General features: G+C 62.1%; 24 protein-coding genes. 12 read left to right on the top strand and 12 right to left on the bottom strand.

Annotation, left to right across the window (positions count from 1 at the left end; genetic code table 11):
- Positions 1-100 precede the first annotated feature (100 nt).
- Positions 101-1,114, top strand: coding sequence for an adenosine deaminase (locus ACDA63_RS10975; RefSeq protein ID WP_373663281.1), 1,014 nt, complete (start codon positions 101-103; stop codon positions 1,112-1,114).
- A gap of 112 nt (positions 1,115-1,226) precedes the next feature.
- Here ACDA63_RS10975 and ffh read toward each other — a convergent pair whose 3' ends face one another.
- Positions 1,227-2,591, bottom strand: coding sequence for a signal recognition particle protein (ffh, locus tag ACDA63_RS10970; protein WP_373663280.1), 1,365 nt, complete (start codon positions 2,589-2,591; stop codon positions 1,227-1,229).
- A 165-nt stretch (positions 2,592-2,756) separates the two neighbouring features.
- On the opposite strand from ffh, the gene ACDA63_RS10965 reads away from it, so the two are divergent.
- The gene (locus tag ACDA63_RS10965) at positions 2,757-3,569 is read left to right on the top strand and encodes an inner membrane protein YpjD (protein WP_373663279.1); all 813 of its coding nucleotides are present in this window, start codon (positions 2,757-2,759) and stop codon (positions 3,567-3,569) included.
- Between the two features lie 58 nt (positions 3,570-3,627).
- Positions 3,628-4,560 carry a cysteine synthase A gene (gene cysK / locus ACDA63_RS10960; protein WP_373663278.1) on the top strand — a complete coding sequence of 311 codons (933 nt, stop codon included), beginning with the start codon at positions 3,628-3,630 and terminating at the stop codon, positions 4,558-4,560.
- Between the two features lie 106 nt (positions 4,561-4,666).
- Here the strand turns inward: cysK and ACDA63_RS10955 are convergent, their stop codons facing one another.
- Together ACDA63_RS10955 and ACDA63_RS10950 are read right to left on the bottom strand one after the other, a co-directional pair.
- The gene (locus ACDA63_RS10955) at positions 4,667-5,116 is read right to left on the bottom strand and encodes a hypothetical protein (RefSeq protein WP_373663277.1); all 450 of its coding nucleotides are present in this window, start codon (positions 5,114-5,116) and stop codon (positions 4,667-4,669) included.
- A gap of 270 nt (positions 5,117-5,386) precedes the next feature.
- Positions 5,387-6,295 carry a LysR family transcriptional regulator gene (locus ACDA63_RS10950; RefSeq protein ID WP_373663276.1) on the bottom strand — a complete coding sequence of 303 codons (909 nt, stop codon included), beginning with the start codon at positions 6,293-6,295 and terminating at the stop codon, positions 5,387-5,389.
- Between the two features lie 109 nt (positions 6,296-6,404).
- Here ACDA63_RS10950 and ACDA63_RS10945 point away from each other — a divergent pair, with 109 nt between their 5' ends.
- Positions 6,405-7,421, top strand: a complete 1,017-nt coding sequence (locus ACDA63_RS10945) for a zinc-binding alcohol dehydrogenase family protein (RefSeq protein ID WP_373663275.1) — start codon at positions 6,405-6,407, stop codon at positions 7,419-7,421.
- A gap of 34 nt (positions 7,422-7,455) precedes the next feature.
- Here ACDA63_RS10945 and ACDA63_RS10940 read toward each other — a convergent pair whose 3' ends face one another.
- On the bottom strand, positions 7,456-7,815 hold the full coding sequence (locus ACDA63_RS10940; RefSeq protein ID WP_373663274.1) for a carboxymuconolactone decarboxylase family protein: 360 nt from the start codon (positions 7,813-7,815) through the stop codon (positions 7,456-7,458).
- 86 nt (positions 7,816-7,901) lie between these two features.
- On the opposite strand from ACDA63_RS10940, the gene ACDA63_RS10935 reads away from it, so the two are divergent.
- Genes ACDA63_RS10935 through ACDA63_RS10925 form a run of 3 tightly spaced genes read left to right on the top strand, consistent with a single transcriptional unit; the run spans position 7,902 to position 9,078 of the window.
- Entirely contained in the window at positions 7,902-8,216 is a 315-nt protein-coding gene (locus tag ACDA63_RS10935) for a metalloregulator ArsR/SmtB family transcription factor (RefSeq protein WP_373663273.1), read from the top strand.
- A gap of 4 nt (positions 8,217-8,220) precedes the next feature.
- Positions 8,221-8,652, top strand: coding sequence for a YeeE/YedE family protein (locus tag ACDA63_RS10930; protein WP_373663272.1), 432 nt, complete (start codon positions 8,221-8,223; stop codon positions 8,650-8,652).
- Between the two features lie 9 nt (positions 8,653-8,661).
- Positions 8,662-9,078: a DUF6691 family protein gene (locus ACDA63_RS10925; RefSeq protein WP_373663271.1), complete on the top strand. Its 417-nt coding sequence runs from the start codon at positions 8,662-8,664 to the stop codon at positions 9,076-9,078.
- Between the two features lie 16 nt (positions 9,079-9,094).
- Here ACDA63_RS10925 and ACDA63_RS10920 read toward each other — a convergent pair whose 3' ends face one another.
- Entirely contained in the window at positions 9,095-9,775 is a 681-nt protein-coding gene (locus ACDA63_RS10920) for a hypothetical protein (RefSeq protein ID WP_373663270.1), read from the bottom strand.
- Between the two features lie 478 nt (positions 9,776-10,253).
- Complete coding sequence (locus ACDA63_RS10915) at positions 10,254-10,643, bottom strand: hypothetical protein (RefSeq protein WP_373663269.1); 390 nt, start codon at positions 10,641-10,643, stop codon at positions 10,254-10,256.
- Between the two features lie 38 nt (positions 10,644-10,681).
- Between ACDA63_RS10915 and ACDA63_RS10910 the strand changes: the two genes are divergently transcribed.
- The gene (locus tag ACDA63_RS10910; RefSeq protein WP_373663268.1) at positions 10,682-12,226 is read left to right on the top strand and encodes a TolB family protein; all 1,545 of its coding nucleotides are present in this window, start codon (positions 10,682-10,684) and stop codon (positions 12,224-12,226) included.
- Between the two features lie 48 nt (positions 12,227-12,274).
- Here the strand turns inward: ACDA63_RS10910 and ACDA63_RS10905 are convergent, their stop codons facing one another.
- The 6 genes from ACDA63_RS10905 to ACDA63_RS10880 form a co-directional block, all read right to left on the bottom strand.
- Positions 12,275-13,342 (bottom strand): sulfate/molybdate ABC transporter ATP-binding protein, encoded by a 1,068-nt coding sequence (locus tag ACDA63_RS10905; RefSeq protein WP_373663267.1) that lies wholly within the window; start codon positions 13,340-13,342, stop codon positions 12,275-12,277.
- A gap of 3 nt (positions 13,343-13,345) precedes the next feature.
- Entirely contained in the window at positions 13,346-14,212 is an 867-nt protein-coding gene (gene cysW, locus ACDA63_RS10900) for a sulfate ABC transporter permease subunit CysW (protein ID WP_373663266.1), read from the bottom strand.
- Entirely contained in the window at positions 14,209-15,066 is an 858-nt protein-coding gene (gene cysT / locus ACDA63_RS10895) for a sulfate ABC transporter permease subunit CysT (RefSeq protein WP_373663265.1), read from the bottom strand. Before cysT ends, cysW begins: the two co-directional genes overlap by 4 nt.
- A gap of 115 nt (positions 15,067-15,181) precedes the next feature.
- Positions 15,182-16,189, bottom strand: coding sequence for a sulfate ABC transporter substrate-binding protein (locus tag ACDA63_RS10890; RefSeq protein WP_373663264.1), 1,008 nt, complete (start codon positions 16,187-16,189; stop codon positions 15,182-15,184).
- A 119-nt stretch (positions 16,190-16,308) separates the two neighbouring features.
- Positions 16,309-17,025, bottom strand: a complete 717-nt coding sequence (locus ACDA63_RS10885) for a TIGR02117 family protein (RefSeq protein WP_373663263.1) — start codon at positions 17,023-17,025, stop codon at positions 16,309-16,311.
- A gap of 9 nt (positions 17,026-17,034) precedes the next feature.
- Entirely contained in the window at positions 17,035-18,141 is a 1,107-nt protein-coding gene (locus tag ACDA63_RS10880; RefSeq protein ID WP_373663262.1) for an aromatic ring-hydroxylating dioxygenase subunit alpha, read from the bottom strand.
- Between the two features lie 120 nt (positions 18,142-18,261).
- Between ACDA63_RS10880 and ACDA63_RS10875 the strand changes: the two genes are divergently transcribed.
- The 4 genes from ACDA63_RS10875 to folE2 all read left to right on the top strand — a co-directional run bounded on the left by ACDA63_RS10875 (position 18,262) and on the right by folE2 (position 22,250).
- Complete coding sequence (locus ACDA63_RS10875) at positions 18,262-18,504, top strand: exodeoxyribonuclease VII small subunit (protein ID WP_373663261.1); 243 nt, start codon at positions 18,262-18,264, stop codon at positions 18,502-18,504.
- On the top strand, positions 18,501-19,394 hold the full coding sequence (locus ACDA63_RS10870; protein WP_373663260.1) for a polyprenyl synthetase family protein: 894 nt from the start codon (positions 18,501-18,503) through the stop codon (positions 19,392-19,394). The genes ACDA63_RS10875 and ACDA63_RS10870 overlap by 4 nt, the downstream gene beginning before the upstream one ends.
- 48 nt (positions 19,395-19,442) lie before the next feature.
- On the top strand, positions 19,443-21,296 hold the full coding sequence (gene dxs, locus ACDA63_RS10865; RefSeq protein WP_373663259.1) for a 1-deoxy-D-xylulose-5-phosphate synthase: 1,854 nt from the start codon (positions 19,443-19,445) through the stop codon (positions 21,294-21,296).
- Between the two features lie 135 nt (positions 21,297-21,431).
- Positions 21,432-22,250 (top strand): GTP cyclohydrolase FolE2, encoded by an 819-nt coding sequence (folE2, locus tag ACDA63_RS10860; RefSeq protein ID WP_373663258.1) that lies wholly within the window; start codon positions 21,432-21,434, stop codon positions 22,248-22,250.
- The last annotated feature ends 74 nt before the right edge of the window (positions 22,251-22,324 follow it).

Below are 22,324 nucleotides of genomic sequence, written 5' to 3'. Positions count from 1 at the left end.
CACATTGCGGCGCCATATTCGAGGCCGGCAAGCGTTGCGCTGCCGGCCTCGTCGTTTCATCATTGCCGCTTCCCTTGTTCCGCCCCTGACGAGCGACCCCATGGACGCACTCTCCTTCGCACTCGCCTGCCCCAAGGCCGAGCTTCACATGCACATCGAGGGCAGTCTCGAACCCGAACTGGCCTTTGAGCTGGCCCAGCGCAACGGGATCGCCCTGCCCTACGCCAACGCCGCCGAACTGCGTGCCGCGTACGACTTTGAAGACCTGCAGTCGTTTCTCGACCTGTACTACGCCTGCGCGCAGGTGCTGATCACCGAGCGCGACTTTCACGATCTGATGTTCGCGTACCTGCAACGCGCGCATGCGGACGGCATCGTCCGCGCGGAAGTTTTCTTCGACCCGCAGACGCACACCGAACGCGGCATCGACATCAAGACCGTGATCGACGGTCTGTGGTCGGGCGCGCAAGAAGCCGAACGCCGCTTCGGCATCAGTACGGCGCTGATCCTGTGCTTCCTGCGCCATCTGCCGGAACAAGCCGCCTTCGACACACTCCAGCAGGCCGAACCGTACCTTGACCGCATCGTTGGCTTCGGTCTGGACTCGTCGGAAAAGGGTCATCCGCCGTCGAAGTTCGAACGTGTCTTTGCCCGCTGCCGTGAACTGGGCAAGTACGTCGTCGCGCACGCAGGCGAAGAAGGCCCGCCCGCCTACATTACCGAAGCGCTCGATCTGCTCAAGGCAGACCGCATTGACCATGGCGTGCGCTCGGTCGAAGACGCCGCGGTGCTCGAACGCGTGGCGCGCGAACGTATCCCCCTGACCGTGTGTCCGTTGTCCAACGTGCGCCTGTGCGTGTTCGACAAGATGGAACTCCACACCCTCCCGCAATTGCTGGCCGCCGGTGCCAACGTCACGCTCAACTGCGACGATCCGGCGTATTTCGGCGGCTACCTGGGCGACAACATCCGCGCCGTACAGGCCGCCTTCGACTGGGACATCGCCACCTGGTACTCGCTGGCACGCAACAGCCTGGAATCGACGTTCGCATCGCCCGCGCAAAAGGCAAGCTGGGTCGCCAGGCTGGATGCGATGTTGCACGCGGCGTCATAGGCGTTTCGACGGCGCATGCGAAGAGGGGCGACGCAAACGCGTCGCCCCTCTTTTTTGAGTTACGGATCGGCCACACGCGCCAGCTACGTGGCGCGTTGGGGAACGCCGTCGATCAGCGCATCCCCGGCAGCATTCCCTTCATGCCTTTCATGCCGCGCATGAGCTTGCCGAGACCGCCCTTGCTGAACTGCTTCATCATCTTCTGCATCTGCTCGAACTGGTTGAGCAGGCGGTTGACCTCTTGCACCGACACGCCCGCACCCGTGGCAATGCGGCGCTTGCGACTGGCCTTGATGAGTTCAGGCTTCCTGCGCTCTTCGGGTGTCATCGAGTTGATGATGCCTTCGATGCGCCGCGTGGACTTGTCTTCCATGCCGGCCGGCATCTGCGCGGCCGCCTGGGCAATCTGCGCGGGCATCTTGTCCATGAGCGCGGACATGCCGCCCATTTTGCGCATCTGCGAAATCTGGTCCTTGAAGTCGTCGAGATCGAAACCCTTGCCCGTCTTGAGCTTCTGGGTGATCTCGCGCGCCTTTTCTTCGTCGACCGCCAGTCGCGCGTCTTCGACCAGGCCCATGATGTCGCCCATCCCGAGGATGCGCGAGGCCATGCGGTCGGGGTGGAATTCGTCCAGCCCGGTAAGCTTTTCGCCCACACCGGTGAACTTGATCGGCTTGCCGGTTACATGGCGCACCGACAGCGCCGCACCACCGCGCGAGTCGCCATCGAGCTTGGTCAGCACGACGCCGGTCAGCGGCAGTGCCTCACTGAAAGCCCGCGCGGTGTTGACGGCGTCCTGGCCGAGCATGGCGTCGACGACGAAGAGCGTTTCGATGGGGTCGAGCGCCGCGTGCAGGCGCTTGATCTCGTCCATCATCTGCTCGTCGATGGTCAGGCGGCCGGCCGTGTCGACCAGCAGCACGTCGAAGTAATGGCGCTTGGCGTAGTCCACCGCCGCGTTGGCGATGTCGACCGGCTTCTGGTCGGTCGTGGACGGGAAGAACTCTGCACCCGCCTGTTGCGTGACGGTCTGCAACTGCGTAATGGCCGCGGGGCGATACACGTCGCACGAGACCGTCAGCACTTTTTTCTTTTGCTTTTCGCGCAGGAACTTGGCGAGCTTACCGACGGTGGTGGTCTTGCCCGCGCCCTGCAGGCCCGCCATCAGGATGATCGCCGGCGGCTGCGTGTTGAACGACAGCCCGGCCTGCGTGCCGCCCATGATGCGGGCCAGCTCGTCATGCACCACGCCGACGAGCGCCTGCCCCGGCGAGAGCGAGCCGATCACTTCCTGGCCGACGGCTTTTTCCTTGACGCTGTTGATGAACTCTTTCACCACCGGCAGCGCGACGTCGGCCTCGAGCAGCGCCATGCGCACTTCGCGCATCATCTCGGTGATGTTCTCTTCGGTCAGGCGGGCCTGGCCGCGGAGCGTCTTGACGACTTTGGCGAGGCGGTTGGTCAGGTTGTCGAGCATGGGTATCGGTGTCGAGGCGACGCGCCAGGGCGCGAAGCGGGTTGCAGGAGTTGGCCGCGAAAATCGCCCCATGCCTGCGAACGGGCTGAGACGGAGGGACCGCGGGCGTTGTACAGTCACGGGTTGCGAAAAATGCTGAACCGTTTAGCGCTGTACACTTAGCAAATGCTGAACATTTTACTGCATCTGGTCCCCGCCGCGATTTACGCCGGTGTGGGCCTTGCCTACCGCCGGGTTGCCCCGTCCGAGGAGAGCGGGCACGTACGCCCATGGGCCCGCGTGCTGCTTTGCGCTGCGCTGGCGATCCATGGCGGCATTCTCTACGAGACCCTGTTCGGCGCCGGAGGCCTGACCTTCGGCTTTGCCGCCGCCTTGTCGCTGACCATGTGGGTGACGGTATTGGTGTATTTCGTCGAAAGTTTCTACGCCCGGCTCGAAGGGCTGCTGGCGCTGGTGATGCCCGTCGCGGCGCTGTGTGCCTTCCTGCCCGCCGTGATGCCGGGCCATCATTACACTGACATCCTCGAGTCATGGACCTTCCGCGCCCACTTCGTGGTGGCGATGCTGGCCTATGGTCTGTTTACGCTGGCCGCGCTGCATGCGCTGATGATGGCGCTGGCCGAGCGCCAGTTGCACCACGCCCAGTTGGGACGCGGACTCGCCGGTCTGCCACCGCTGCTGACGCTCGAAAATCTGCTCTTCCGCCTGATCGGCGTGGCATTCGTGTTGCTGACGCTGACGGTCGTGTCGGGCGTGTTTTTCTCGGAGCAGGTTTTCGGCAAGCCGCTGACGCTCAGTCACAAGACCGTATTCACGATTGCCTCGTGGCTGGTGTTCGGCGCCCTGCTGATCGGCCGGCGCGTACGCGGCTGGCGTGGGCGCACGGCCCAGCGCTGGACGCTGGCGGGCTTCATATGCCTGCTGCTGGCCTATGCGGGCACCCGCTTCGTGCTCGAACTCCTGCTGCACAGGGCCTGAGCCGCTGGCAAGAAGGCAAACGATACGTCCCCCATCTGAATCGACAAGGAGAACATCCATGCGCATCGCCAACAACGTTACCGAACTGATCGGCAATACGCCGCTGGTCAAGCTCAATCGCGTCACTGCCGGCATCGAGGGAACCGTGCTGGCCAAACTGGAGTTCTTCAACCCGGCGCACAGCGTGAAGGACCGCATCGCCATCGCCATGATCGAAGCCGCCGAGAAGGCCGGCAAGATCGGGCCAGATACTATCATTCTCGAACCGACCTCCGGCAACACCGGCATCGGTCTGGCGATGGTCTGTGCCGCGCGTGGCTACAAGTGCGCCTTCGTGATGCCCGAGACGATGAGCCGCGAGCGCCGCCTGCTGCTCAAGGCTTATGGTGCCGACCTGATCCTCACGCCGGGGCCGGAAGGCATGCCGGGCGCGGTCAAGCGTGCTGCCGAGATGGCTGCCGGCGATCCGCGCTATTTCATCCCGCAGCAGTTCGAGAACCCGGCCAATCCGGCGATCCACCGCGACACCACGGCAGAGGAGATCTGGCGCGATACGGACGGCCAGGTCGATCTGTTCGTGGCCGGCGTCGGCACGGGCGGCACGATCACCGGTGTAGGCGAAGTGCTCAAGGCGCGCAAACCGGACGTACAGATTTTCGCCGTCGAGCCGGAGGCCAGCCCGGTGCTGTCGGGCGGTGCGCGCGGGCCGCATCCGATCCAGGGCATTGGTGCCGGCTTCGTACCGGCAGTCCTCAATACGCACGCCTATGACGGAGTCATCAAGGTCGGCAACGCGGATACATTCGACATGGCGCGCCGCATGGCGACCGAAGAGGGGCTGCTGGTCGGCATCTCGTCCGGAGCCGCCGTATGGGCAGCTCTGCAGGTCGCCAAGCGGCCAGAGAATCGCGGCAAGACGACCGTGGTGATCATCCCGTCATTTGGCGAGCGTTATTTGTCGACGGCGCTGTACGAAAACCTGGCTGTATAGCCCCGGAATTCTTCGAAGAACCCAAAAAAAACGGCGCCCCCTAAGAGGCGCCGTTTTTTTGTTTAGCAGGTCGCAGTGTCACATGGAGAGCCCGAGGCCCATCGAATCAGTGTTTGCCGTGCCCTTTGCCATGGCCGTTGCCGTTGTTTCCGTTGCCATGACCGTTGCCGTTATTTCCGTTGCCGCCATGACCATTGCCGTTTCCGGGGCCATGACGCTCCTGGTAGCGCGGCACGTATTGCTGCTGATACCAGTTGTCCTGGACGAAGTAGACCGGCTGGCCACAGGCGTTATAGCGACCGCAGTACTTCTTCCAGTTTTTGGCATGTCCCGGAGGCACGTGCATGTAGACCGGCTGGCGAACCACGCCGACGGGCACCGGCTGAATGATGACGGGCTGCGGGTTGATCAATACAGGTTGGGGATAGGCATCGCCAATGTCGATGCGGCCATAGAAGCCCGGCTGGCCTACCGTGACAGAGACGCCCACGTCGGCCATTGCCGTAGCTGCGGTGCCGCACATCGCGGCAGCCAGGATGAGGCGTTTCAATTTCATATAGTTCTCCTCTTATTTCTGCATGCACCGAGCGACAACTTCACATCTGCTGCGCTCTGGTCATCATATTCCTTACAAACAACGTAAGCAGGCGCTAGCGTTTGCAAGCACTTGTATCACTTGCAACTCGCTGACGGCGGCGAATCGTCCGCGAGGGGTACGAGTTCTTCAATGGCAAGACGACGGCCGGCGGCAGCGGCATGACGACGCCTGGCCATATCGGCAGAAACGAGAGAAATGAGCGTGATCGCTGATCGGTCGCTCAGATGGCTATGATCGCTGCCCAGCCTCGCCGCTTAACATGGCCGACAGACCGCACTCGTCGACGAAGCGCATGAAGGTCGTTACGGCGGCAGGTTGATGCGCGCGCCCGGCGCTGATCATCCAGTAATCGTTGGTCGTGGGTGGTGCCGACGGCAGCAACACGCGCAGCGCGCCGGCAGACACTTGCTGACGGCACATGAAGTACGGCAGGAGCGCAACGCCCGCGCCTTCGACCGCCAGCTCGCCCAATTGCAGCAGGCTGTTGCTGACATGCGTCGGCGAAGGTTCGATCGACACCACTTGTTCATCCACGCGAAGCGGCCAGCGCGGCAATGGGTGATGAATGAGTCCTGCATGCCGCAATAGATCTGCTGCCGATGCGGGCTCGCCATGCGCGTCGAGGTAGGCCGGCGACGCGACCAACACGCGACGGATCGTTGCCAGCCGGCGCGACACGAAACTCGAATCGGCCAGCACGCCCGTGCGAAAAGCCACGTCGATACGCTCGGCGACCAGATCGAGGTGCGCATCCGTCACCACGCAATCGAGCTGAACGCCCGGATGGCGGTCGCGGAAAGCAGCCAGCAGCGCGGGGAACAATCGCACGCCAGAGGCTTCCGGCACAGTGATGCGCAAAGTGCCGGTAGGCGCCTCGCGTAGCTGGGACATGCTCGCATTGGCCACCTCGGCGGCTTCGACGACTTTGCGACAGTGCGCGTGGTAAATCTGCCCCGCGTGAGTAAGGTTGAGTCGCCGCGTGGTACGTACGATGAGGCGCACGCCCAAGGATGATTCCAGTTGCGCGATGCGCTGGCTGACGGTGGATTTGGGCAAGCCAAGCAGGCGCGCCGCGGCGGTGAAGCTGCCGCTGTCGGCAACCTGCGCAAAGATCGCCATGTGTTCGAGATCCAGCACGGATTGTCCATCTAGAAGAACAATATTTCCTGATTTTACCGCCTAATCAGACAGCCACACCGCGCCTAGACTTCGCTTACCGATTTTCGAAACAAGAGGGAGAAACATCATGAAAGCCGTCGGCCTGCGCCAATACCTGCCCATCGACCATCCCGAATCGCTCATCGATGTCGATCTACCCAAGCCCGGGCCCGGTGCGCGCGACCTGCTGGTGCGCGTCGAGGCGATCGCGGTGAATCCCGTGGACACCAAGGTACGCTCCCCGAAGGACAAGCGCGAAGACCCTGCCCGCGTGCTCGGCTGGGATGCCGCAGGCGTGGTCGAGGCCGTCGGTGCCGAGGTGACGCTGTTCAAAACGGGCGACCGTGTGTACTACGCAGGCAGCATCACCCGTCCCGGCACCAACGCCGAATACCAGATCGTGGATGAGCGCATCGTCGGCCACCGCCCGGCTTCGGTTGATGCTGGCGAGGCCGCGGCCCTGCCGCTGACCACCATCACGGCATGGGAAACCCTGTTCGATCGGCTGCACATCGATGCGCAAGGCGGCGATGCCGGCAAGACCCTGCTCATCGTCGGCGGCGCCGGCGGCGTCGGGTCCATCGCCATCCAGTTGGCGAAGCAGCTCGCCAAACTGCGCGTGGTGGCGACGGCGTCGCGCGAAGCGTCCATCAAGTGGTGCCGCGATCTGGGTGCCGATGAAGTCATCGACCACCGTGGCGACGTCGTTGCTCAAGCGCGCGCGCTGGGCATCCAGCATTTCGATTACATCGCGTGCTTCAATGACACGGACGGCCACTTCACAGCCATGGCCGAATTGATCCGTCCGCAAGGCACCATCGCCACCATCGTCGAGAACGCCCGACCGTTGCCGGTGGAACTGCTCAAATCGAAGAGCGCCGCGCTGGCGTGGGAGTTCATGTTCACCCGTGCCATGTTCGGCACACCGGACATGATCGAGCAGCACCACCTGCTCGAGCGCGTTGCGCAGCTCATTGACGAGGGACGCATCCGCACTACACTCGGCGAGCGCATGGGCAAGATCAACGCGGCCAACCTCAAGCGCGCGCACAAGGCGCTGGAAGAAGGCCACGTCGTGGGCAAGCTGGTACTGGAAGGCTTCTGACGGCGGGGCTGCCGGCCCAAGGCCGGCCGCAACCTCACGCCGCAGCCGTCGACATTTCGTCGTAGGCGGCCATGGCATTGGCCGAGTACATCAGCGAAGGGCCTCCGCCCATGTACACGGCCATTCCGAGCACTTCTTCGAACTCCTCGCGGGTCACGCCCAGCCGCACCAGCGCCTGAGTGTGAAAGCCGATGCACCCATCGCAGCGCGCCGCCACGCCCAGGGCGAGCGCGATCAATTCCTTCGTTTTCATGTCCAGCGCGCCTTCTGCGCTCGCCTCGCGAGCCAGGTCGCCAAACGCTTTCATGACGCTCGGCAGATCGCGCCGCAAAGCGCCAAGATTGCCGCTGATGGTTCGTGTGAGAGTCTTGTAGCTGGTCGTCGTATCGCTCATGGTTCACCTCTGTGTCGTTGCCGACGTTGTTTCAATATGCTTTACGATATAATATTATTTCAGATATTGAAAGAAGAGGATTTCCCGTGACGGCAAACAAGCCCGACATCGCCCGCATGCGGCTGGGGGCGACCGAAGCCGTGGCAGCGCTGCGCGCCCTGGGCAACGACGATCGCCTGCTGCTGCTCTGCCAGCTCAGCCAGGGCGAACGTTCCGTGGGCGAACTCGAAGACCTGCTCGACATCCATCAGCCCACGCTATCGCAACAACTTGGCGTTTTGCGGCAAGAGGGGTTGGTCGCCACGCGGCGCGATGGCAAACGCATCTACTATTCGGTGGCCGATCCGCGCGTTCTGGCCTTGCTCGAGACGCTGTACGCGCTGTACTGCCCGAAGGACTGAGCCCATGAACATCGACACGCTTCATTTCACGCCGTGGCTGTCGCTGGCCGGCGGCGCGCTCATCGGACTGGCGGCCGCGATACTGATACTCGGGGGCGGACGCATCGCCGGCATCAGCGGGATCGTCGGCGGACTGGTTGACCGGCTACCCGACCGCGCATGGCGCTGGGCTTTTCTGGCGGGTCTCATCATTGCGCCGATCCTCTGGCGCGCGGCACATTCGCTGCCTGACGCACGCATCGCAACCGGATCGGTGTGGTTGGCCGTGGCCGGCTTCGTCGTCGGGCTGGGCACCCGTTATGGCTCAGGCTGCACGAGCGGCCATGGCGTGTGCGGCTTGGCGAGACTGTCACCACGCTCTCTGGTGGCTACGCTCGTCTTCATGGCGGCCGGTTTCGCAACCGTCTTCATCGTCCGCCATGTGGTCGGCGCGTAAGGGGCGGATATGAACCTGTTGATCGCCTTCGTCACCGGCTTGATGTTCGGCGCCGGCCTGATTCTCTCTGGCATGAGCGACCCCGGCAAAGTACTGGGCTTTCTCGACCTCGCCGGGCATTGGGACCCTTCGCTGGCTTTTGTCATGCTCGGCGCCATTGCCGTCGCCACCCCAGCCTTTGCAGTGGCGCGCCGACGCGGTCGCACGCTCGGCGGGGCGCCGCTGACGCTGCCCACATCGCAAGCGATCGACCGACGCCTTGTCGGCGGCAGTCTGCTGTTCGGCATCGGCTGGGGACTGGCCGGCATCTGCCCCGGGCCGGCCTTCGTGCTACTCGGAATGGGGCTCGCGAAAGGCGCTGTCTTTGTGATCGCCATGCTCGCCGGCATGGCGGTCTTCAGTTGGCGCCAACGACGCTCAAGGTAGGATCAGACCTGGACCTCTAGTTGGCCTGATGTGCAGGGAGGTGTGTTTCCATGCAGCGCAAGGCCGCCTCATCGTTCGGACTGGAATAAAAGGTCTTTCGATATTCCTCCATCGTGCGGACACCGTAGTACAGCCGCATGGTTTCGCTGAACCAAAAATCGTAATCGATACTACTTATCGGCGACGCAACACCATACCGTAACCATTCGTCAAGGCCATAAGCGCCAAACCGCAAATTTGCGCATTCTTTTTCAAGAGAGTTAAGGTACGTATCCAGGCCAACAGGGTTCCTAAACACATCTGGAATACTGTCAGCGCCATATGAAAGCCATCCATTCAACCATATCTCCCGAGGAGCGCTAGCGGGGTTGCTACTATCCGCAGATATACTCATCTTCAAGTTTCTGAAAACATATCTGCTTGCGGAATAATCATCCACCATCGGATCATCAGGGGAATTTGTACAGCCATCCGCTTCGAAAAAATAATAGACGGGGCGATTTTCCACGAGCATCACGAAATGAGCTCCGCATTGATTGCGGGAAACGGACGCTGAATCAAAGGAATGCTGATGCTTCTGGTTAACGAATGCGCCCATTCCAAGATATGGGCCAGGCGCTCCCGAAGTCCACCAACGAATGTTGGGGCGATCAAGCACCGAATGAAATCTTCCTGCCATATCGGGCCGTATTTGCATACTGCCTCCATCGTAGGTGATGTTCAGCAGGCCCCAAGACGCAAGACTGCTAGCTTGGGAGGACGATGCCGAGGAGGTAGAGGAGCTCGATGATGCTGAATCAGCAGATGCGCTTGAGGAGCTAGAAAAATTGGCTCGTGAAGAGTCTGACGAGGAAGACGTTCCACTTGCACTCGATCGACTTGTCGACGCAGACGCACTGCTGGAATCACTCTGCTCCCCCCCGCCGTCACCCCCTCCGCATGCCGCAAATAGAAGAGCCACCGCTACAAAAACCCCTAGTTTCTTCAACATCGTGCAATCCATAAGAATCCCCACAGATCGCCACAATATGCTGAAACCCCAATTCATCCATTCGTCATACATCAATCAATAACCGTAGGAATATTCTCTGATTATTGATTTTCCAAGTCAGGTCTACTGACCAACGGTAATTGAGCCCTGCTCACTCGGTCGACGCGCTTCCACAGAGGGAAATTCAAGGCAATAGCAGTCCCTTTTGTGCGGGTCGGTCGGCCGGCAAGTGCCGTTCGATGCAATCCAGCGAAGCTGCATCGTCCGGCCCCGATCCCAGGAATGTCTCCACCCCGCTGCGATATGCCTCCATCGTGATCTGGCGGTAGTACAGACGCGAAGTCTGATCGAGCCAGTAGTCGTACTTGTCGCGCGGCAATCCGCCGTTGTATTGCAGCCAGTTGTGCAGATCGTGGCTGCCGATGCGGAAGTTCTCGCACTCGTTCTGCAGCGTGTTCAGGTAGGCGTTGAAGCCTGTGGCTTGCAGGTTATCGAGAGCATCGGGCGCGCAGGCACTCAACGACAACATCGCGCAGGCGGCGGCTGCGACAGGAAGACGTGACGCAAATCGCATGTTTTCTCCTTGTTGTGTATGGCGAGCCAGAGGGAAGTATGGCCGCCCCGATGCGCTGGTGCCAGCCAGAGAGACGAACCGCAGGACAGCATCGGAATGACTTTGGCGGCCATCCGGAACAGTCACTCCACATGGCGCCGGGCTCTTGTTGTTCGCGCGCAAGAAGCATGTCAGTCGTCAGTCGTGTGCGACTTCCACGCGGCCGCGCCCCAATACAATCCTCCTCTGAACGGGCCCACGGTAACAGCCCTATCCAGACAGGACTTTGCGCAATGCCTCTACTGATAGCTCTGCTGCTCGTATGCGGCCTGGCGATATTCCTGCTTTACCGGCCCAAGAGCCCAGCAAGCACAATGGCATCTTCCATCATCAAGGCCAGCGCCGCCGCGGCAGACGATGCGGCCCGCCTGGGCATCGCCTTCGTGTCGGACGGCAAGCTGTTCTACCGCAAAGCGGGCAGCCCCGTCGTGGAAGAACACCTCAGCAATCATGCGCAGACCGTGCTCGAACGACGGGAACGAAGCAAACATGTGCACGGCTGGAAGCAGGACACCAGTTTTGGTATTTCCGGCCGAGGCCATCAACGCGATTTTTCGGGTTCCGAGACGCCGTTGTCGATTACGTCAGCCGTCTTCGACGAAGCCCAGGGCCGCTTGATCTATTTTCTGCGCGACGAAAGCGTGGGCACCCTGCTCGCCTGTGAGCCAGGCAGCACGGCCGAGCAGCGTCTTCTGTCCAGACAGGGATTGGACCTCGAAGCGCTGAGCCTGTCACCCGACGGCCAGACACTCGCCGCATCCGCACCCATGCACGACGGTACGTACTGCATTGCGCTCGTCGACCGCGACGGCAACAATCTGCGCATTGTCACGACGGGTGATACCCGCGACACTGCTCCGGCGTGGATCCCGAGTGCTGCGCAGCGTTTGCTGTTTCAGTCGGTGGGATTCGGGCGGAACGAAGCCGGCTGCGTTGTCGCCATGGGCAACGCGACAGTCCAGATGCTCAATATGGAATCCGGCACCGTGACGCCGGTGCTGGAAGACGATCGGTACGACTTCATCCAGCCCCGCGTGTGTCCGCGCGGGAATCTATATTTCATCCGGCGCCCCTATGAGCGGCCAAAGTTGGACGCCAACAACGCGTTGCTCGACGCGGTGCTCTTTCCGTTCAGGTTATCGCATGCGGTGTTCCACTACCTGAACTTCTTCTCGATCATGTATTCGCGCAAGCCGCTGACCAGCGCATCCGGTCCGGCAGTGCAGGCGGACATGAAAGAAATCATGCTGCAAGGCAAGCGGGTGGATGCCGAAAAGATGCTGCGCCAAGGGCATCACGTCCACGGTGTGCCCTCGCTCGTGCCGGCGGACTGGCAACTCGTCAGCCGCACACCGGGTGGAACAGAAAGCGTGGTCGCCAGCCACGTCGCTTCTTTCGACATCGACGCTCACGGGCGCATCATCTACTCCAACGGACGAGGCGTATTCGTATTGCGTGATGACGGCACGTCGGCATTGGTCGTGAAGGGCGAGCTCATAACCAACGTGCTTGTGGCGCAGTCGCCGGCCGAAACCGGCAACTGATGTGCGAAGGCACTGAAGTTGGCGCGGACGCCTCCGCGCCGGCAGTCATCAGATCCCGCCACCCAGATCGAAGGTGTTGGCGTCCAGCGCCTGATTGCCCTGGAACACGCGCACGTTGCGCGGGCGCAGCCAGACGGCCTGGCCGGCGGTGAGCTGCAGCTGGTCGTGGCGCTCGCGTGAGAGTTCCACTTCGAAGATTTCGCCCTGATGCTCGACTTCCACGCGGACCAGCGGGCCGATCGCCTGCACGTGTTGTACGCGCGCCGCCAGCGAGCCTTCGGCTTGGTGGGCGAGAATTTCAATGTCATGCGGGCGCACGAAGGCGACGGTCTCATCCTTGCCCGGGCCGCGGTCGACTTCCGCCCACTGGCCGTGCACGCGGCTGTGGAAGACATTGACGTTGCCGAGGAAGCGATACACGAAGGGTGTGGCCGGTGCGGTGTAGACCTCGTCCGGCGAGCCGACCTGTTCGATGTGCCCCTTGTTCATCACCACCACGCGGTCGGCGACTTCCAGCGCTTCTTCCTGGTCGTGCGTGACGAACACCGATGCGATATGCATTTCGTCGTGCAGTCGGCGCAGCCAGCGACGAAGCTCCTTGCGCACCTGTGTGTCGAGCGCACCGAACGGCTCATCCAGCAGCAGCACTTTCGGCTCGACGGCCAGCGCGCGCGCGAGTGCGATGCGTTGCCGCTGCCCGCCGGACAATTGCGAAGGATAGCGATCGGCCAGCCAGTCGAGCTGCACAAGGCTGAGCAGCTTCATGACGCGGTCGCAGATGTCCGCTTCGGACGGGCGCTCGTTGCGCGGCTTGACGCGCAGGCCGAAGGCCACGTTCTCGAACACGCTCATGTGGCGGAACAGCGCGTAGTGCTGGAACACGAAGCCTACCTTGCGCTCGCGCGTGTGCACGTGCGTGGCGTCTTCGCCCGAGAACAGCACAGCCCCCTCATCCGCCGACTCCATGCCGGCGATGATGCGCAGGAGCGTGGTCTTGCCGCAGCCGGATGGGCCCAGCAACGCAACCAGTTCGCCCGTCGGGATGTCCAGCGAGACGTTGTCGAGCGCGACGAAGCTGCCGAAGCGCTTGGTGATGTTTTTGACTTCGATACCCATTTCTTACCCTCGCTCAGCCGGCAGATCGTCCGCATTGAGCATCGCGGTTTCCTTGTTCATGCGCCACTCCACGATTACCTTGGCCACCAGCGTGACGAGGGCCAGCAGCCCCAGCACGGAAGCGGCGGCAAACGCGCCCACGGAGTTGTATTCGTTGTAGAGAATCTCGACATGCAGCGGTAGCGTGTTGGTCTCGCCGCGGATGTGGCCCGACACCACCGACACCGCACCGAATTCGCCCATCGCTCGCGCGTTGGCGAGGATCACGCCATACAGCAGGCCCCACTTGATGTTGGGCAGCGACACGCGCCAGAACATCTGGGGCCCATTGGCGCCGAGCGACACGGCGGCTTCTTCTTCGTCCTTGCCCTGCGCCTGCATCAGCGGAATCAGTTCGCGCGCGATGTAGGGCACGGTGATGAACATCGTGGCGATGATCATGCCCGGCAGCGCGAAGATGATCTTGATGTCATGCGCGGCGAACCACGGGCCCAGCCACCCGTTGGCGCCAAAGATCAGGATGAACAGCAGACCGGCCACGACCGGGCTCACCGCAAACGGCAAATCGATGAGCGTGGTGAGCAGGCTCTTGCCACGGAAGTCGAACTTAGCGATAGCCCACGCCGCGGCGACGCCGAACACCACGTTGAACGGCAGTACCACCAGCGCGATCAGTACGGTCAGGCGGATGGCAGCAAGCGTTTCTTTCTCATGCAGTGCTTGCCAGAAGGCTGCCGAGCCCTGGCGGAAGGCTTCCTGGAACACGGTTGCCAGCGGCAGCGCGAGGAACAGGAACAAGAAACCCAGCGCAACGGCGGTCAGCGCCCAGCGCACCGGACGCGATTCGGTATTGATGCGACGCTTGCTCATGCCGTGGCCCCCGCGTCGACGTGGCGCCCCGAATGACGATTGGCGGCCCACCACTGCAAGACGTTAATGAGCAACAGCAGCACGAATGAAATCACCAGCATGACTACCGCCAGCACTGTGGCGCCGACGACGTCGTATTGCTCCAGCTTGGAGATGATCAGCAGCGGCGTGATCTCGGATACCAGCGGCATGTTGCCGGCAATGAAGATCACCGAACCGTACTCGCCGACCGCGCGCGAAAACGACAGCGCAAAGCCCGTCAGCAGCGCGGGGAACAGCGACGGAAACAGCACGTGGCGGAAGGTCTGCCAGCGCGTTGCACCCAAGGTCGACGAGGCTTCTTCGACTTCCGGCTCGATGTCTTCGATGACCGGCTGAACGGTGCGCACCACGAACGGAATGCCGATGAAGATGAGCGCCACCACGATGCCCCACGGCGTAAAGGCGACCTTGAAGCCCATCGGCTCGATGATGGCGCCAATCCACCCGTTGCTGGCGTAGAGCGTGGTCAGCGTGATGCCGGCGACCGCCGTGGGCAGCGCGAAGGGCAGATCGACGAAAGCATCGACGATGCGACGCCCGAAGAAGTCGTAGCGGACCAGCACCCAGGCCACGATCAGCCCAAAGAACGCATTGACGATGGCCGCCAGCAGCGAGCATCCGAAAGTCACGCGATAGGCGGCCAGCGCACGTTCCGACGTGGCGACCTCCCAGAATTGCGGCCACGACAGCGTCGAACTCTTGAGGATCAGACCGCCGAGCGGAATCAGTACCAACAGGGACAGGTACACCAGCGCGTAGCCCAGCGAAAGGCGAAAGCCAGGCAACACGTTCTTTTTCTTGTTTCGGGCCATGAGATACAAACCGGGGCAAAAAGGTGCGCCCCGCAAATGGATTGCGGGCGCTTGAGCGCCCGCAAGGTTAGCACCGACGCGGCCGGGCTGGCGCCCGGATGCGAGAGATGCGACTTTATTTCTGTTGATAGATCTGGTCGAACGACCCGCCGTCCTTGAAGTGCGTGGCCACGGCCTTGTCCCAGCCGCCGAAGGTTTCTTCAACGCTGAAGGTCTTGATCGCCGGGAATTGCGCGGCGTGTTTCTTCAACACTTCCGGATCACGCGGACGCAGGTAGTTCTCGGCTGCGTTCTCCTGGCCTTCCTTCGACCACAGGTACTCCAGGTAGGCCTGCGCCACGGCGCGGGTGCCCTTCTTGTCGACCACCTTGTCGACGATCGCCACCGGCAGTTCAGCCAGGATCGACTGGCTCGGATAGACCGTTTCGAAGTTGCCGCGGCCGAATTCCTTGGCGATCAGCTCGGCTTCGGATTCAAAAGTGATCAGCACGTCACCCTGCTGGCGCTGCATGAACGACGTCGTCGCGTCACGACCGCCCGAGGCGAACAGGGGCATGTTCTTGAGCAGCTTGCCGACGAATTCGGCGGCCGTCTTGTCGTTGCCGCCCGGTTGCTTGAGCGCCCAGCCCCATGCGGCGAGGTACGAATAACGGCCGTTACCGGTGTTCTTCGGGTGCGGGATGATGATCTTGACGTCCGGCTTGACCAGATCCGCCCAATCCTTGATGCCCTTGGGGTTGCCCTTGCGGACGATGAAAATCATCGTCGAGGTGTAGGGCGAGGCGTTGTTGGGGAATTTCTTTTCCCAGTCCTTGGCCACCAGGCCCTTGGAGGCGAGGAAGTTCACGTCGGTGGCCTGATTCATCGTCACCACGTCCGCTTCGAGCCCGTCCGCCACGGCACGTGCTTGCGCCGTGGAGCCGGCGTGCGACTGCTTGACTTCGATGGTCTGCCCGGTCTTGGCCTTGTAGGCGGCGATGAACTTGGGGTTGTAGTCGCGGAAGACATCGCGCGCCACGTCGTACGACACGTTCAGCAGCGACACTTGCTGTGCTTGTGCGGCCTGGATGCCGAAGGACAGGCTGGTGACGGCCAGCAGCTTGAGCAGCGTGGTCGATTTCATTTCGGAACAGCTCCATCTCATTGAGGATGAGGCGATTATCCGGAAAACTTTATTTTCTCCAATAACAAAAAAGGCGTTTCATTATGAAGAAATGGAATAACACGCCATATCAGCTTCCGTCAGCCCCGTGCGTCGCCGGCGCGTAGCTGCCAGAACAGCGGCCGATCAAGCGGGGACCAGAGCGGCACGCGCACGCCAATATCGGAAAGCGCGCGCCTTACCCATTCGTTGCAGGTGAAGAACAGGTTGTAGTGCCCGCGAGCTTCGAAGAAAACGTCGAAATCGCCATACGAGTGTTCGGCGATCTGCTGCGGCCGCCCGGCCGCGTCGGGCGCAAAGGCTGACTGCACGTAGGCGGCGAGCTGGACGTACTGGGCGCGGCTGAGCTGGAACGGTACGGCATCGTCCGCTGCGATCGGCTCGGGCAGGTACTCCACGTGCATGAGGGTGGCATCGAGGCCCGACGCGGCCCACAGCGCGGTCGATACCTTCAGGTCGCGCCAGCGCGGCGTATTGAGAAAGAAACGCCGGTCGCCCCAACCAAAGCTGACGTGATCGAAGTTGGCCGGAATCGCCTTGCCCCGCGTCCGGGCCAAGGTCTGCTGCGGCGGCAGCCAGGCGAACCAATCGACGCCGAGCGCATTGGCCGGAAACACCAATGAGGCATGCACACCGTTGGTGATGAGCCAGACAGTGACCTCGCCCTGGGTTGGCGGCTTCCAGTGGCGATGCGCCGGCAGCAGGCCAAGAATCGGTATGGCCAGCAGGTACAGGACGATGAATGCCAGTACGCAGAACAGCGCCCAGCAAACGCCCCGCCACAGCAGGCCGGCCATGTCGGCGACCTAGAACGTCACATGCGGCGACATGATGCGCCGGTAGAACTCATGGAAGTGCTGCATGCCATCTTCCATCGGCGACTGGTACGGACCCCACTCGTTGAGCCCCTGCTTGTAGAGGGCGAGGCGGCCACGATCCATGCGCTCACCGATTTCGTCATCCTCGATGGCGGTTTCCATGTACGCAGCCTGTTCCGCTTCGACGAAATCAGGCTCGAAGGCCGCGATGTCCTCGGGGTAATAGAACTCGACGACGTTGAGTGTCCTGTTCACGTCCTGTGGCACCAGCGTGCTCACCACCAGCACGTGTGGATACCACTCCACCATGATGTTGGGAAAATAGGTCAGCCAGATCGCACCCTGCGGCGGCAGCTGGCCACCGTAGTAGTCGAGCACCGCCTTGTGCCAGCGCGCATAGGCCGCGCTGCCCGGTTTGGCCAACGAGGTCACGCCGACCTTCTGCACGGAATACCAATCGCCGAACTGCCAGGTCAGGTCGTCACAGGTAACGAATCCGCCCAACCCGGGGTGGAACGGCGCCACGTGGTAGTCCTCGAGGTACACCTCGATGAAGGTCTTCCAGTTGTAGTTGCACTCGTGGTGTTCGACGCGGCCCAGCACGTAGCCCGAAAAATCAAGCTGGTCGGCCAGCTTCATGCCTGCCAGATCGGCATTGGCCGAACGCGGGCCACGGAACAGCAGCCCTTTCCAGGACTCGAGCTTGACGCGGTCCAGGTTCAGGCAAGGATTGTTGGGAAACTGCGGCGCACCGATGAGTTGACCGGCGTTGTCGTAGGTCCAGCGGTGGATCGGGCAGACGACGTTGCGCGCCGTGCCCTTGCCTTCGAACATGACGGCCTGCCGATGGCGGCAGATGTTCGACATCAGGTGGACGCCGTCTTCGGCCCGCATGAGCATGCGGGCGTGGTCCATCCAGCCGATCGTGCTGTAATCGTTCAGGCCCGGCACCATCAACTCGTGCCCGGCATAGCCGGGGCCGGCGTCGAACAGCAGGCGCTTCTCCAGTTCGAAGATTTTCTCGTCGAAATACGTGGAAACGGGCAGCTGGACAGCGGCGGGCGCGAGTCTGGCAGCAGATACGATGTCGGACATCCCAACCTCCAAGCGTTGCGATCCGCCGGAAACGAAAAGCCGTCGATTATAATTGGCTGTTTCGCGCGGGGCGAGCCCTGCGCATGCGACACGACTCCACTTTACTCGAACCCCTGCGACATGCCCGCCAAACCCGCCACCAGCCAGCCCGAAACGTTCGAAGCGGCAATTGCCGAACTGGAGCGCATCGTCGCCGCAATGGAGGCCGGCGACCTGTCGCTGGAGGCATCGCTGCAGAATTACCAGCGGGGCATCGCCTTGTTGCGCCAGTGCCGCGGCACGCTCGAAGCGGCCGAACAGCGCATCCAGATTCTCGAAAACGGCGAACTGACCGACGCCCCGGCTGGCCTGGACAAAGAATGACGACACTTTCCTTTGCCGACTGGATGGCCCGCGTCCAGCGGGACACCGAAAACGCGCTGTCCGCACGATTGCCCGCCGCAAGCCTGGTGCCCGAGCGCCTGCATGACGCCATGCGCTACACCACGCTGGGCGGCGGCAAGCGCGTGCGCCCCCTGCTGACCCACGCGGCCGGCGAACTGGCGGGCGCGTCAGCTTCGGCCATTGAAGCGGCCGCCTGCGCGGTCGAATGCATCCACGTCTACTCGCTGGTTCACGACGACATGCCGTGCATGGACGACGACGTCCTGCGCCGTGGCAAGCCGACCGTCCATGTCGAATACGATGAGGCCACCGCGCTGCTGGCGGGCGACGCGCTGCAGACACTGGCGTTCGAACTCATCACTGCGCCGGGCGCATTTGCCGATCCAGCCCGCCAATTGCGCGCCACTGCTTTGCTGGCGCGAGCGTCGGGTTCGCGCGGCATGGCCGGCGGACAGGCTATCGACCTGGCCTCGGTGGGCAAGGCGCTGACACGCCCCGAACTGGAGTTCATGCACATCCACAAGACCGGCGCGCTGATCCGCGCAGCCGTGCAACTGGGTGCGCTGGCCGGCGATCTGGACGATGCGCAGATCGAATCGCTGGATCGCTACGCCAAGAACATCGGCCTGCTCTTCCAGGTGGTGGACGACATTCTCGATACCGTTGCCGATACCGCGACGCTGGGAAAGACTGCCGGGAAAGACGCCGCCAACAATAAACCGACGTACGTCAGCATCATGGGCCTGAGCGAGGCGCGCGAACTGGCGCGGGGTCTGGCAGCCGACGCCCATGAAGCGCTTGCGGGCTTTGGCGACAAAGCGCTGCGTCTGCGCGAGCTTGCCGACTACATCGTGAACCGGCCTTTCTGACTTCGTCAGCAAGTACGCGGGTCACATCACAATCAGAACAAGACTTCTATGCCGTCTTATCCGTTGCTGGACACCATTCAGTCGCCTGCCGATCTGCGTCAGCTAGAGCGCAAGGACCTACCCGCGCTTGCGGACGAGTTGCGAGCCTTCCTGCTCGAATCCGTCTCGCGCACGGGCGGCCACCTGTCGTCGAACCTTGGCACGGTTGAACTGACCATTGCTCTGCATTACGTGTTCGAAACGCCCAACGATCGCATCGTATGGGACGTCGGCCACCAGACCTATGGTCACAAGATTCTCACCGGCCGACGCGACGCCATGGCCGGCCTGCGACAGTACGGCGGTATTTCGGGCTTCCCGCGCCGCTCGGAGAGCCCTTACGACACCTTCGGCACGGCGCATTCGTCAACCTCGATTTCCGCCGCACTCGGCATGGCCGAGGCCTCCCGCCAGACGGGGCAGGCACGCAAGGCCATCGCGGTGATCGGCGACGGCGCGATGTCCGCCGGCATGGCGTTCGAAGCGCTCAACAACGCCGGCGTGATGGATGACGACCTGCTGGTGATCCTCAACGACAACGAAATGTCGATCTCGCCGCCGGTGGGCGCGCTGACCAAGATCCTGGCGCGTCTGCTATCGGGCCGCACCTTCAATGCCGCGCGCCGCGCCGGCGAAAAGGTGCTGGGCGTGTCGCAGTCGATGCTGGAGATCGCCAAGCGCGTGGAAGAACACGTCAAAGGCATGATCACGCCGGGAACGCTGTTCGAGGAATTCGGCTTCAACTACATCGGCCCGATCGACGGGCATGACCTGGATGCGTTGATTCCCACGCTGCAGAACCTCGCCAAGCTCAAGGGGCCACAATTCCTGCACATCGTCACGCGCAAGGGCCACGGCTACAAGCTGGCCGAAGCCGATCCGGTGCTCTACCACGGCGTGGCGAAGTTCGATCACACCGCTGGCATCCAGGCCAGCAAGGGCGGCGGCAAGGCGACCTATACGCAGGTTTTCAGTGACTGGCTTTGCGACATGGCCGCCCGCGATTCGCGCCTGGTCGCCATTACGCCGGCCATGCGTGAGGGCTCGGGGCTCGTGCGCTTCGAGCAGGAATATCCGTCGCGCTATTTCGACGTGGGCATCGCCGAACAGCACGCCGTGACATTCGCCGCGGGCCTGGCCTGCGATGGCGTCAAACCGGTGGTCGCCATCTACTCGACCTTCCTGCAGCGGGCTTACGACCAACTGATCCACGATGTCGCGCTGCAAAACCTGCCGGTGATCTTCGCGATCGATCGTGGCGGCCTCGTCGGCGCAGACGGTGCCACGCACCACGGTTCGTTCGACCTGTCATTCCTGCTGTGTGTGCCGAACATGGTCGTCATGACGCCGAGCGATGAAGAAGAATGCCGACGCATGCTGACGACCGCATTCCACCACGACGGCCCTGCTGCCGTCCGTTACCCGCGCGGCAGCACCACTGGCCAGGCGCCGTCGTCGGAACTGAGGACGCTTGCCATCGGCAAGGGCGAGATCCGTCGCAAAGGCCAGAGCGTGGCCTTCCTCGCCTTCGGGCCACTCTTGCATGAAGCCCTGAAGGCCGCTGAAACGCTGGACGCGACGGTCGCCGACATGCGTTTTGCCAAGCCCTTAGACATCGACCTGGTGCGCGAACTGGCCGCAAGCCACGATCTGCTCGTCACGATCGAAGAAAACGCCATCATTGGCGGTGCGGGCTCGGAAGTCGCTCGTGCACTGGAGGACCTGAACATTGCCTGTCCGCTGCTGCGCATGGGCCTGCCGGATCGCTTCATCGACCATGGCGACCAGCAACAACTGTTGAACTCGGTCGGGTTGGACGCGATCAGTATTGTCGAACGAGTCCAAAGTCGTTTATCGAAATAGCAATCAACTATAAGTGGAATAGTTGAGTTTTTTAATCAACTATCTTAGACTCGGTCACACTTATCGGCGGCCTTGAGCCGCGCCCCCGGAAACCGGCCTACCCCCGCCGGTTTTCCGCAAGAAGATCGAAAGCTCATGCAGACCACATTGCAAGCCCCCAGCAGCACCATGCCGGACGTGCAGGGTTCGGAAGATCGTCGCCATATCGCCATCGACAAGGTCGGCATCAAGTCCATCCGCCATCCGGTCCGCGTGAAGGATCGCGCCGAAGGCGTGCAGCACACCATTGCCACGTTCAATATGTACGTGGGGCTGCCGCACAACTTCAAGGGCACGCACATGTCGCGCTTCGTGGAAATCCTCAACACCTGTGATCGCGAGATCTCGGTGGAGAATTTCGAGCCGATGCTGCGCCAGATGGTGCAACGCCTCGAGGCCGAAACCGGCCACATCGAGATGACCTTCCCGTTCTTCATGAACAAGACGGCGCCGGTGTCGGGCGTGCAGAGTCTGCTTGATTACGAAGTGACTTTCACGGGCGAGATCCGTGCCGGCGGCGAATACACTTTCAAGATGTCGGTGGTGGTGCCGGTGACGAGCCTGTGCCCCTGCTCGAAGAAGATTTCCGACTACGGCGCGCACAACCAGCGCTCGCACGTGACGGTGACCGCCGAGATCAACGACCACATCTGGCTGGAAGAAGTCATCCAGATGGTCGAAGGTCAGGCTTCGTGCGAACTCTTCGGTCTGCTCAAGCGCCCGGATGAAAAGTACGTGACCGAACGCGCCTACGACAATCCGAAGTTCGTCGAAGACATGGTCCGTGACGTTGCCGCCCAGCTCAACGCCGAAAAGCGCATCGACGCCTACGTGGTGGAATCGGAGAATTTCGAGTCGATCCACAACCACTCGGCCTATGCACTGATCGAAAAGGACAAGCGAGTGGCGCGCTGACCGCGCCGGTCGCTCGGCCCGGACAGCCCGGTTCCGCTACGCGGGCCGGGCTTTTTGTTTATCTACCTTCAATC

Origin of the sequence: Uliginosibacterium sp. sgz301328, from assembly GCF_041807905.1 — a bacterium.
GTDB lineage: Bacteria > Pseudomonadota > Gammaproteobacteria > Burkholderiales > Rhodocyclaceae > JBGVSA01.
This window is presented reverse-complemented; position numbering and strand designations above follow the sequence as displayed.

What these genes read in the sequence shown, in the direction of transcription:
- ACDA63_RS10975 (WP_373663281.1), top strand. Translation starts at nt 101, where the DNA reads ATGGACGCACTCTCCTTCGCACTCGCCTGCCCCAAGGCCGAGCTTCAC.
- ffh (WP_373663280.1), bottom strand. Translation starts at nt 2,591, where the DNA reads ATGCTCGACAACCTGACCAACCGCCTCGCCAAAGTCGTCAAGACGCTC.
- ACDA63_RS10965 (WP_373663279.1), top strand. Translation starts at nt 2,757, where the DNA reads ATGCTGAACATTTTACTGCATCTGGTCCCCGCCGCGATTTACGCCGGT.
- cysK (WP_373663278.1), top strand. Translation starts at nt 3,628, where the DNA reads ATGCGCATCGCCAACAACGTTACCGAACTGATCGGCAATACGCCGCTG.
- ACDA63_RS10955 (WP_373663277.1), bottom strand. Translation starts at nt 5,116, where the DNA reads ATGAAATTGAAACGCCTCATCCTGGCTGCCGCGATGTGCGGCACCGCA.
- ACDA63_RS10945 (WP_373663275.1), top strand. Translation starts at nt 6,405, where the DNA reads ATGAAAGCCGTCGGCCTGCGCCAATACCTGCCCATCGACCATCCCGAA.
- ACDA63_RS10940 (WP_373663274.1), bottom strand. Translation starts at nt 7,815, where the DNA reads ATGAGCGATACGACGACCAGCTACAAGACTCTCACACGAACCATCAGC.
- ACDA63_RS10930 (WP_373663272.1), top strand. Translation starts at nt 8,221, where the DNA reads ATGAACATCGACACGCTTCATTTCACGCCGTGGCTGTCGCTGGCCGGC.
- ACDA63_RS10925 (WP_373663271.1), top strand. Translation starts at nt 8,662, where the DNA reads ATGAACCTGTTGATCGCCTTCGTCACCGGCTTGATGTTCGGCGCCGGC.
- ACDA63_RS10920 (WP_373663270.1), bottom strand. Translation starts at nt 9,775, where the DNA reads ATGCAAATACGGCCCGATATGGCAGGAAGATTTCATTCGGTGCTTGAT.
- ACDA63_RS10915 (WP_373663269.1), bottom strand. Translation starts at nt 10,643, where the DNA reads ATGCGATTTGCGTCACGTCTTCCTGTCGCAGCCGCCGCCTGCGCGATG.
- ACDA63_RS10910 (WP_373663268.1), top strand. Translation starts at nt 10,682, where the DNA reads ATGGCCGCCCCGATGCGCTGGTGCCAGCCAGAGAGACGAACCGCAGGA.
- ACDA63_RS10905 (WP_373663267.1), bottom strand. Translation starts at nt 13,342, where the DNA reads ATGGGTATCGAAGTCAAAAACATCACCAAGCGCTTCGGCAGCTTCGTC.
- cysW (WP_373663266.1), bottom strand. Translation starts at nt 14,212, where the DNA reads ATGAGCAAGCGTCGCATCAATACCGAATCGCGTCCGGTGCGCTGGGCG.
- cysT (WP_373663265.1), bottom strand. Translation starts at nt 15,066, where the DNA reads ATGGCCCGAAACAAGAAAAAGAACGTGTTGCCTGGCTTTCGCCTTTCG.
- ACDA63_RS10890 (WP_373663264.1), bottom strand. Translation starts at nt 16,189, where the DNA reads ATGAAATCGACCACGCTGCTCAAGCTGCTGGCCGTCACCAGCCTGTCC.
- ACDA63_RS10885 (WP_373663263.1), bottom strand. Translation starts at nt 17,025, where the DNA reads ATGGCCGGCCTGCTGTGGCGGGGCGTTTGCTGGGCGCTGTTCTGCGTA.
- ACDA63_RS10880 (WP_373663262.1), bottom strand. Translation starts at nt 18,141, where the DNA reads ATGTCCGACATCGTATCTGCTGCCAGACTCGCGCCCGCCGCTGTCCAG.
- ACDA63_RS10875 (WP_373663261.1), top strand. Translation starts at nt 18,262, where the DNA reads ATGCCCGCCAAACCCGCCACCAGCCAGCCCGAAACGTTCGAAGCGGCA.
- ACDA63_RS10870 (WP_373663260.1), top strand. Translation starts at nt 18,501, where the DNA reads ATGACGACACTTTCCTTTGCCGACTGGATGGCCCGCGTCCAGCGGGAC.
- dxs (WP_373663259.1), top strand. Translation starts at nt 19,443, where the DNA reads ATGCCGTCTTATCCGTTGCTGGACACCATTCAGTCGCCTGCCGATCTG.
- folE2 (WP_373663258.1), top strand. Translation starts at nt 21,432, where the DNA reads ATGCAGACCACATTGCAAGCCCCCAGCAGCACCATGCCGGACGTGCAG.